The following is a 9,310-nucleotide window of genomic DNA, read 5'->3' as shown; positions in this document are numbered from 1 at the left end:
ATACCCTGTAGGAGCTGCCGAAGGCTGCGATCTTTTGATCTTCGGCGACCCGCCTCTGGCATCCCCGCCCGAGCACCTTATAATGCCCGCCTTTGCGTACATCAGCAGGCTGTCACTCCTTGGCAAATATAGATAACCCGGCCGCCGAACTGGCAGCCGAGGGCTTTTACCGGATCGCGTTGGGCGTCGAATACAAAGGCTCGCGCTATCGCGGCTGGCAGCGCCAGGCCTCCGGCGTGCTCACCGTGCAGGAAACCCTCGAAAACGCCTTGTCCAAAGTCGCCGACTCGCCGGTTTCGCTGCTGTGCGCCGGGCGTACCGACGCTGGCGTGCATGCTTGCGGACAGGTGGTGCATTTCGATACCCAGGTCGAGCGATCGATGAAAGCCTGGGTCATGGGCGCCAACATCAACCTGCCGCACGACGTCAGTGTCAGTTGGGCCAAGATCATGCCCGCGCATTTTCATGCACGGTTCAAGGCCATCGCCCGGCGTTATCGCTACGTGATCTACAACGATCAGATCCGTCCGGCGCACCTGAACGAAGAAATCACCTGGAACCACCGTCCGCTGGACGTCGAGCGCATGGCCGAAGCGGCGCAATACCTGGTGGGCACCCACGATTTCAGCGCTTTCCGCGCCGGTCAGTGCCAGGCCAAGTCGCCGATCAAGGAGCTGCATCACCTGCGCGTCACGCGCCACGGCAAGATGATCGTGCTGGATATCCGTGCCAGTGCCTTTCTGCATCACATGGTGCGCAACATCGCCGGTGTGCTGATGACCATCGGTGCCGGCGAGCGTCCTGTGGAGTGGATGAAGGAAGTGCTGGAGAGCCGAATCCGCCGTTCCGGCGGGGTGACGGCGCATCCGTTTGGCCTGTATCTGGTGCAAGTCGAGTACCGCGACGAGTTCGAACTGCCCGAGCGTTACATTGGCCCACACTTCCTCACCGGTTTCTCCGAACTTGACGGCTGACGCCCTCGAAAGCTTTTGTTACCATCCGGGACTTTCTCGGATTTGCCGTGGGGTTTTATCGACATGTCAGCCGTTCGCAGCAAGATTTGCGGGATTACCCGCATAGAAGATGCGTTGGCAGCGGTCGAAGCCGGGGCCGATGCCATCGGATTTGTGTTTTATGCCAAGAGCCCGCGGGCGGTGACGTTCCAGCAGGCACGCGCGATCGTCAAGGCGCTGCCGCCGTTTGTCACGACCGTAGGTTTGTTCGTCAACGCCAGCCGTGCCGAGTTGAGCGAGATCCTCGATGCCGTGCCGCTGGACCTGTTGCAGTTCCACGGCGATGAAACCGCCGCGGAGTGCGAAAGCTGGGATCGTCCGTACATCAAAGCGTTGCGGGTCAAGGCCGGCGACGACATTGCCGCGGCGTGCGAGGCTTATCCGAGCGCCAGCGGCATTCTGCTCGACGCCTATGTCGAAGGCATTCCCGGTGGAACCGGCGAGGCGTTCGACTGGTCTCTGATACCTCAAGGCTTGAGCAAGCCGATCATTCTCGCGGGCGGATTGACCCCGGATAACGTCGCCGATGCAGTGGCCCGGGTCCGGCCTTATGCCGTGGATGTCAGCGGCGGGGTAGAGGCGAGCAAGGGCATCAAGGATCACGCAAAGATTCAGGCATTTATCAAAGCGGCCGTAGGAAAGTTGTAGGAGCTGTCGAGTGAAACGAGGCTGGGATCTTTTGATCCAGCTCGCATGTGACGGCTGGCACACTGCCGCCGTCAGTAACTGCACTTGCACAAAGCAGGCATGGCTGAGGGTTTTTTGGAGTTGCACGCAGGTCAAGTTTCCTGACCCGGCAATCCAGCGATCATCGCCGCACACATGAATTTAGCGCTAGGGCATACGCGGGGCTGCGAACCAGAGCGTTCGGGCCGCCGGTACTGGAGAAAGAAAGCATGAGCAACTGGTTAGTAGACAAACTGATCCCTTCGATCATGCGTTCCGAGGTCAAGAAGAGCTCGGTGCCTGAAGGTCTTTGGCACAAATGCCCGTCTTGCGAGGCTGTGCTGTATCGTCCAGAGCTTGAAAAAACCCTGGACGTTTGCCCCAAGTGCAACCATCACATGCGTATCGGCGCACGCGCCCGTATCGACATTTTCCTCGACGTCGAAGGCCGTACCGAGCTGGGCGCGGACCTGGAGCCGGTTGACCGTCTGAAATTCCGTGACGGCAAGAAGTACAAGGATCGCCTGACCGCTGCACAAAAGCAGACCGGCGAAAAAGACGCACTGGTCTCCATGAGCGGTACGCTGCTGGGCATGCCGGTGGTGGTTTCGGCGTTCGAATTCTCCTTCATGGGTGGTTCGATGGGCGCCATCGTCGGTGAGCGCTTCGTGCGCGCCGCCAACTACGCGCTGGAAAAACGTTGCCCGATGATCTGCTTCTCCGCCTCCGGTGGTGCGCGGATGCAAGAAGCGCTGATCTCCCTGATGCAAATGGCCAAGACCTCTGCGGTGCTGGCGCGTCTGCGTGAAGAAGGCATTCCGTTCATCTCCGTACTGACCGACCCGGTCTACGGCGGTGTTTCCGCCAGTCTGGCGATGCTGGGCGACGTGATCGTCGGCGAGCCGAAAGCCCTGATTGGTTTTGCCGGTCCGCGCGTGATCGAGCAGACCGTGCGTGAAAAACTGCCGGAAGGCTTCCAGCGCAGCGAGTTCCTGCTGGAACACGGCGCCATCGACATGATCGTTCACCGCCAGGAGCTGCGTCCGCGCCTGGGCAACCTGCTGGCACAAATGATGGGCCTGCCGACGCCTAAGTTCGTCGCTGCGCCAATCGAGCCGATCGTCGTTCCGCCGGTGCCTGCCAACATATGACCCAACGTACCCTTGGTGAGTGGCTCGCCTACCTTGAGCAGTTGCACCCTTCGGCCATCGACATGGGCCTTGAGCGCTCGCAACAGGTAGCGTCCCGCATGGGACTGGGCAAGCCGGCGCCTCGGGTGATCACGGTCACCGGCACCAACGGCAAGGGTTCTACCTGTGCGTTCGTGGCTTCATTGCTTCGGGCCCAGGGCCTGAAGGTGGGTGTCTACAATTCCCCGCACCTGCTGCGCTACAACGAGCGGGTGCAGGTCAACGGCGTCGAAGCCACTGACGCCGAGCTGTGTCAGGCCTTCGCTGCGGTGGAGGCCGGACGCGGCGACACTTCCCTGACCTATTTCGAGATGGGCACCCTGGCGGCGTTCTGGCTGTTTCAACAGTCCGGACTCGATGCCGTGGTGCTGGAAGTCGGTCTGGGCGGGCGTCTGGACACGGTCAACGTGGTCGACGCCGATATGGCGCTGGTCACCAGCATCGGCGTCGATCATGCGGACTACCTGGGTGATACCCGCGAGTCCGTGGCCTTCGAGAAGGCCGGCATTTTCCGCCAGGGCGCGCCTGCGCTCTGTGGCGACCTGAATCCTCCGCAACCCTTGCTGGACAAAGCGAGCGAGCTCAATTGCCCGTTTTTCCTGCGTGGGCGCGATTTCGATCTCGGCATCACCGATCACAACTGGCAATGGCGCGGTCTTGGCGCTCAGGGTCGTGTGGTCGAACTGCGCGATCTGCCATTGCTCGATCTGCCGATGGAAAACGCCGCACTGGCCTTGCAGGCCTATCTGCTGCTCGGTCTGCCTTGGGTGGACGCGCAGATTATCCCGGCGCTGCAAGCGACGCGGGTGGTCGGTCGTCTAGATCGTCGGCAGTTCAACTGGCAGGGCAAGCGTCTTAACCTGTTGCTGGATGTGGGGCACAACCCCCATGCGGCAGAGTATCTGGCGCGGCGTCTGGCCAGCCGCCCACCGGTCGGCAAGCGTCTGGCGGTGTTCGGGTTGCTGGCGGACAAGGATCTGGATGGTGTTGTTGATGAGTTGAGTGCTAGTGTCGAGCACTGGGCCGTCGCACCGCTGGATTCGCCACGGGCGCGGCCGGTTAACGATTTGCACGAAGCGCTGCACAAGCGTGGCGCTTCAGTAACGTCTTATGACAGCGTGGCTGCCGCCCTGGAAGGGCAGAGCGCGCTGGCAACGAGCGACGACGAAATTCTGTTGTTCGGATCATTTTATTGTGTCGCCGAGGCCCTGGAATGGCTGGCCCGGCGCTCCACGGAGGAAGCGGCAAATGGCATTGCTGGATAAGGCCTACAAACAGCGCATGGTCGGCGCCCTGGTTCTGGTGGCGCTGGCGGTGATTTTCCTGCCGATGCTGTTCTCGCGGCAGGATGAGCAGCGCCATGTGACGGTTGAAGCCCCGGCTGCACCGCAAGCACCGGCGATGCCGCAAGTGCAGGTTGAGCCGGTGGTGGTGCCTGAGCCGCAAGCCTTGCCTCAGGAACCAGTGCCGAGCGATGACGAAATCGCCCAGCAGGAAGTGCCCGTTGCGCCTGTCGCGCCAGCGCCAACCGCAAAAGCTGTCACGCCGCCTCCTGCTCCAGCACCGGTTCCGGCGCTCGCGGCAAAACCTGCGACCGCGCCCGCCCAGCCGATCACCGCGGCTCCGGGCAAGCCGGACACCACGCCAAGCCGCGTCGATGCCAATGGTCTCTCGGTGAGCTGGTCGGTGCAACTGGCCAGCCTGGCCAATCGTGAAAGTGCGGAAAAGCTGCAGAAGACCCTGCGCAGCCAGGGTTACAACGCTTATATCCGTACCGCCGACGGCAAGAATCGGGTGTTTGTCGGGCCGCTGATCGAGCGTGCCGAAGCCGATCGTCTGCGTGACTTGTTGAACCGCCAGCAGAACCTCAAGGGGTTTGTGGTGCGTTTTCAGCCAGAGCGCGGCTAAATCTATCGCACCGATTTGAAATGCACTGACAATCGCAGCTTACCGATAAGCATGGGCTCTGCTAAAATGCGCCGCCTTATCCGTCTGTAGGCTGCACTGTGCCATTTACCTGGGTTGACTGGGCGATCGTTGCAATCGTCGCCATCTCCGCATTGATCAGTCTGAGCCGCGGCTTCGTCAAAGAAGCACTGTCGCTGGTGACCTGGATCATCGCAGGAGCCGTTGCCTGGATGTTCGGTGGCTCATTGTCCGAGTACCTCGCCGGATACATTCAAACACCTTCGGCTCGCGTGATCGCGGGCTGTGCCATCATGTTTGTCGCCACGTTGATCGTAGGCGCAATGATCAATTATCTGATCGGCGAATTGGTACGCGTCACCGGGTTGTCCGGGACCGATCGATTCCTCGGCATGGCCTTCGGCGCCGCGCGTGGCGTGTTGCTGGTGGTCGTGGCGGTCGGGCTGTTGAGCCTGGGGCCGGTACAGCAGGACGAGTGGTGGCAGCAGTCGCAACTCGTGCCAAAATTTCTATTGGTCGCCGATTGGTCCAAAAACCTGATTCTCGGGTGGAGCAGTCAGTGGCTTGCCAGCGGTATCAGCGTACCCGCTGAAATACCGTTCAAGGAGCACCTCTTGCCGATGGCCAAAACGCCTCAGTGAGTTGTGTTCAGTTCAGATCCATTAAGTAGGGGTTGCGTCGCATGTGTGGCATCGTCGGTATCGTCGGTAAGTCGAACGTCAATCAGGCGCTGTATGACGCGCTAACCGTCCTCCAGCACCGCGGCCAGGACGCTGCCGGTATCGTGACCAGCCATGATGGCCGGTTATTCCTGCGCAAGGACAACGGCCTGGTGCGTGACGTGTTCCAGCAGCGTCACATGCAGCGCCTGGTCGGCCACATGGGCATTGGCCATGTGCGCTATCCGACCGCGGGCAGCTCGACTTCGGCCGAAGCTCAACCGTTTTACGTCAACTCGCCTTACGGCATCACCCTGGCGCACAACGGTAACCTGACCAACGTTGAACAGCTGGCCAAGGAGATTTACGAATCTGACCTGCGCCACGTCAACACCAGCTCCGACTCGGAAGTGCTGCTCAACGTGTTCGCACACGAACTGGCCCAGCGCGGCAAGTTGCAGCCAACCGAAGAAGACGTGTTTGCCGCCGTCACCGACGTGCACAACCGTTGCGTCGGTGGTTACGCCGTCGTGGCGATGGTGACCGGCTACGGCATCGTCGGTTTCCGCGACCCGCACGGCATTCGCCCGATCGTGTTCGGCCAGCGTCACACCGACGAAGGCGTCGAGTACATGATCGCGTCGGAAAGCGTGTCCCTGGACGTGCTCGGCTTCACCCTGATTCGCGACCTGGCACCGGGCGAAGCGGTCTACATCACTGAAGACGGCAAGCTGCACACCCGTCAGTGCGCGACCAACCCGTCCCTGACTCCGTGCATCTTCGAACACGTGTACCTGGCGCGTCCGGACTCGATCATCGACGGCGTGTCGGTGTACAAGGCCCGCCTGCGCATGGGCGAGAAACTCGCCGAGAAGATCCTGCGCGAACGTCCTGAGCACGACATCGACGTGGTCATCCCGATCCCGGACACCAGCCGCACCGCGGCCCTGGAGCTGGCGAACCACCTGGGCGTGAAGTTCCGCGAAGGCTTCGTGAAGAACCGCTACATCGGCCGGACCTTCATCATGCCGGGCCAGGCTGCGCGGAAAAAATCCGTACGCCAGAAGCTCAACGCCATCGAACTGGAATTCCGCGGCAAGAACGTGATGCTGGTGGACGACTCCATCGTTCGCGGCACTACCTGCAAGCAGATTATCCAGATGGCACGTGAAGCGGGCGCCAAGAACGTCTACTTCTGTTCCGCAGCGCCAGCCGTGCGATTTCCGAACGTCTACGGCATCGACATGCCGAGCGCCCACGAACTGATCGCCCACAACCGTTCGACTCAGGACGTGGCTGACCTGATCGGCGCTGACTGGCTGATCTATCAGGACTTGCCTGACTTGATCGAAGCGGTCGGTGGCGGCAAGATCAAGATCGACAAGTTCGATTGCGCGGTGTTCGACGGCCAGTACGTCACCGGCGACGTCGACGAGGCTTACCTGAACAAGATCGAGCAGGCACGCAACGATGCCTCCAAGGTCAAGACGCAGGCAGTCAGCGCGATCATCGATCTGTACAACAACTGAGTAATTACCGGCCCTGAGGGGCCGGTTTTGTATCCGGCTTTTAATTTACGAGAATTAGGGAAAGGAGTGACAGCATGAGTCAGGATTGGGATGCCGGTCGGTTGGACAGCGACCTCGAAGGCGTAGCGTTCGATACCCTGGCCGTACGTGCCGGTCAGCACCGTACGCCGGAAGGCGAACACGGTGATCCGATGTTCTTCACTTCCAGCTACGTATTCCGCACCGCTGCCGACGCCGCCGCGCGTTTTGCCGGCGAAGTGCCGGGCAACGTCTACTCGCGCTACACCAACCCGACCGTGCGCGCATTCGAAGAGCGCATCGCGGCCCTGGAAAGCGCCGAGCAAGCCGTGGCCACCGCAACCGGCATGGCTGCGATCATGGCGGTGGTGATGAGCCTGTGCAGCGCCGGCGATCACGTATTGGTGTCGCGTAGCGTGTTTGGCTCGACCATCAGCCTGTTCGAGAAGTACTTCAAGCGTTTCGGTATCGAAGTCGATTACGTGGCCCTGGCGGACTTGTCCGGTTGGGACGCCGCAATCAAGGCCAACACCAAATTGCTGTTCGTCGAGTCGCCATCCAATCCGCTGGCCGAGTTGGTCGACATCGCCGAACTGGCGAAAATTGCTCACGCCAAAGGCGCGATGCTGGTGGTCGACAACTGCTTCTGCACCCCGGCCTTGCAGCAACCGCTGAAAATGGGCGCGGACATCGTCGTGCACTCGGCGACCAAGTTCATCGACGGCCAGGGCCGTTGCATGGGCGGTGTCGTCGCCGGTCGCAGCGAGCAGATGAAAGAAGTGGTCGGTTTCCTGCGTACTGCCGGGCCGACCCTGAGCCCGTTCAATGCCTGGATCTTCCTCAAGGGCCTGGAAACCCTGAACCTGCGGATGAAGGCGCACTGCGCCAACGCCCAGCAACTGGCCGAGTGGCTGGAGCAGCAGGACGGCATCGAGAAAGTCCATTACGCCGGTCTCAAGAGCCATCCGCAGCACGAATTGGCCCTGCGTCAGCAGAAGGGGTTCGGCGCGGTGGTGAGCTTCGAAGTGAAGGGCGGCAAAGAGGGCGCCTGGCGCTTTATCGATGCAACGCGCCTGATTTCGATCACCGCCAACCTGGGCGACAGTAAAACCACCATCACTCACCCGAGCACCACCTCTCACGGCCGTCTGGCGCCGCAAGAGCGTGAAGCCGCGGGCATTCGTGACAGCCTGATCCGCGTCGCGGTCGGTCTGGAAGACGTGGCAGACCTGCAAGCCGACCTGGCGCGCGGGTTGGCTGCCTTGTGATCGAGCTGTCTACGCCACCCGCTTCCAATGGTCGCGTTGCACTGGTAACCGGTGCTGCGCGGGGCATTGGATTGGGGATTGCGGCCTGGCTGATCAGCGAGGGCTGGCAAGTCGTGCTGACGGACCTGGATCGTCAGCGCGGTTCGAAAGTGGCGAAGGTGCTCGGCGACAATGCCTGGTTCATCGCCATGGACGTCTCGAACGAAGGGCAGGTGGCGCTGGGTGTTGCCGAGGTGCTGGGGCAATTCGGGCGTCTGGATGCGTTGGTGTGCAACGCGGCAGTTGCCGATCCGCACAACATCACCCTGGAAAGCCTCGATCTGGCTTACTGGAATCGGGTGTTGGCGGTGAACCTCAGTGGGCCGATGCTATTGGCCAAGCACTGTGCGCCGTATCTTCGCGCTCACAACGGGTCGATCGTCAATCTGGCCTCGACCCGTGCCGCGCAATCGGAGCCTGATACCGAGGCGTATGCGGCGAGCAAGGGCGGTTTGCTGGCCCTGACTCACGCGCTCGCCATCAGCCTTGGCCCGGAAATTCGCGTCAATGCCGTCAGCCCGGGCTGGATCGATGCGCGCGACCCTTCCGTGCGCCGTGCCGAACCACTGACCGATGCCGATCATGCCCAGCATCCGGCGGGCAGGGTAGGGACGGTGGAGGACGTGGCGGCAATGGTGGCTTGGTTACTGTCGAAGAACGCCGGTTTTGTCACGGGCCAGGAGTTCGTGGTGGACGGTGGCATGACCAAGAAGATGATTTACAGCGAGTAACTCCAGCGGTCTGGCTACTAGCGACATTGTGCGGATTGAAACGATTTTGTCTTTTTCAGAAAAACTTCAATCCTGCTATTGACTTAGGTTCGCTACCTGCGTAAATTTCGCGGCCTCGGAGATGCAAACGGGTGATTAGCTCAGCTGGGAGAGCGTCTGCCTTACAAGCAGAATGTCGGCGGTTCGATCCCGTCATCACCCACCACTTTCAACGCTACGCGCAGCGGTAGTTCAGTCGGTTAGAATACCGGCCTGTCACGCCGGGGGTCGC

The 9,310-nt window shown here is 61.1% G+C and carries 9 protein-coding genes and 1 tRNA gene; all 10 read left to right on the top strand.

The window, feature by feature from the left end; translation table 11 throughout:
* The first annotated feature begins 119 nt into the window (after window positions 1-119).
* The 10 genes from truA to ACW9JC_RS26095 all read left to right on the top strand — a co-directional run bounded on the left by truA (window position 120) and on the right by ACW9JC_RS26095 (window position 9,244).
* On the top strand, window positions 120-974 hold the full coding sequence (gene truA, locus ACW9JC_RS26140) for a tRNA pseudouridine(38-40) synthase TruA (protein WP_457458597.1): 855 nt from the start codon (window positions 120-122) through the stop codon (window positions 972-974).
* Between the two features lie 63 nt (window positions 975-1,037).
* A complete protein-coding gene (locus tag ACW9JC_RS26135; RefSeq protein WP_457458595.1) occupies window positions 1,038-1,661 on the top strand; it encodes a phosphoribosylanthranilate isomerase in 624 nt (207 codons plus the stop codon).
* Window positions 1,662-1,909: 248 nt separating this feature from the next.
* Window positions 1,910-2,830, top strand: a complete 921-nt coding sequence (gene accD, locus ACW9JC_RS26130) for an acetyl-CoA carboxylase, carboxyltransferase subunit beta (RefSeq protein WP_217872859.1) — start codon at window positions 1,910-1,912, stop codon at window positions 2,828-2,830.
* Window positions 2,827-4,134 carry a bifunctional tetrahydrofolate synthase/dihydrofolate synthase gene (gene folC, locus ACW9JC_RS26125; protein WP_457458592.1) on the top strand — a complete coding sequence of 436 codons (1,308 nt, stop codon included), beginning with the start codon at window positions 2,827-2,829 and terminating at the stop codon, window positions 4,132-4,134. The genes accD and folC overlap by 4 nt, the downstream gene beginning before the upstream one ends.
* Window positions 4,118-4,777, top strand: a complete 660-nt coding sequence (locus tag ACW9JC_RS26120) for an SPOR domain-containing protein (protein WP_457458590.1) — start codon at window positions 4,118-4,120, stop codon at window positions 4,775-4,777. Before folC ends, ACW9JC_RS26120 begins: the two co-directional genes overlap by 17 nt.
* Before the next feature lie 98 nt (window positions 4,778-4,875).
* Window positions 4,876-5,436 carry a CvpA family protein gene (locus ACW9JC_RS26115; RefSeq protein WP_338585813.1) on the top strand — a complete coding sequence of 187 codons (561 nt, stop codon included), beginning with the start codon at window positions 4,876-4,878 and terminating at the stop codon, window positions 5,434-5,436.
* Window positions 5,437-5,477: 41 nt separating this feature from the next.
* On the top strand, window positions 5,478-6,983 hold the full coding sequence (gene purF, locus ACW9JC_RS26110) for an amidophosphoribosyltransferase (RefSeq protein ID WP_338585814.1): 1,506 nt from the start codon (window positions 5,478-5,480) through the stop codon (window positions 6,981-6,983).
* Between the two features lie 74 nt (window positions 6,984-7,057).
* A complete protein-coding gene (locus ACW9JC_RS26105; protein WP_150715390.1) occupies window positions 7,058-8,269 on the top strand; it encodes an O-succinylhomoserine sulfhydrylase in 1,212 nt (403 codons plus the stop codon).
* Window positions 8,266-9,039 carry an SDR family oxidoreductase gene (locus tag ACW9JC_RS26100; protein ID WP_448107088.1) on the top strand — a complete coding sequence of 258 codons (774 nt, stop codon included), beginning with the start codon at window positions 8,266-8,268 and terminating at the stop codon, window positions 9,037-9,039. The genes ACW9JC_RS26105 and ACW9JC_RS26100 overlap by 4 nt, the downstream gene beginning before the upstream one ends.
* A 129-nt stretch (window positions 9,040-9,168) precedes the next feature.
* A tRNA-Val gene (locus ACW9JC_RS26095) sits at window positions 9,169-9,244 on the top strand.
* The last annotated feature ends 66 nt before the right edge of the window (window positions 9,245-9,310 follow it).

The sequence above is a fragment of the Pseudomonas sp. SDO5591_S426 genome, from assembly GCF_054070755.1.
This window is presented reverse-complemented; position numbering and strand designations above follow the sequence as displayed.

Excerpts from the sequence above, each read along its gene's own strand:
- ACW9JC_RS26105 (WP_150715390.1), top strand. The coding sequence starts at position 7,058 with ATGAGTCAGGATTGGGATGCCGGTCGGTTGGACAGCGACCTCGAAGGC.
- ACW9JC_RS26120 (WP_457458590.1), top strand. The coding sequence starts at position 4,118 with ATGGCATTGCTGGATAAGGCCTACAAACAGCGCATGGTCGGCGCCCTG.
- ACW9JC_RS26135 (WP_457458595.1), top strand. The coding sequence starts at position 1,038 with ATGTCAGCCGTTCGCAGCAAGATTTGCGGGATTACCCGCATAGAAGAT.
- purF (WP_338585814.1), top strand. The coding sequence starts at position 5,478 with ATGTGTGGCATCGTCGGTATCGTCGGTAAGTCGAACGTCAATCAGGCG.
- folC (WP_457458592.1), top strand. The coding sequence starts at position 2,827 with ATGACCCAACGTACCCTTGGTGAGTGGCTCGCCTACCTTGAGCAGTTG.
- accD (WP_217872859.1), top strand. The coding sequence starts at position 1,910 with ATGAGCAACTGGTTAGTAGACAAACTGATCCCTTCGATCATGCGTTCC.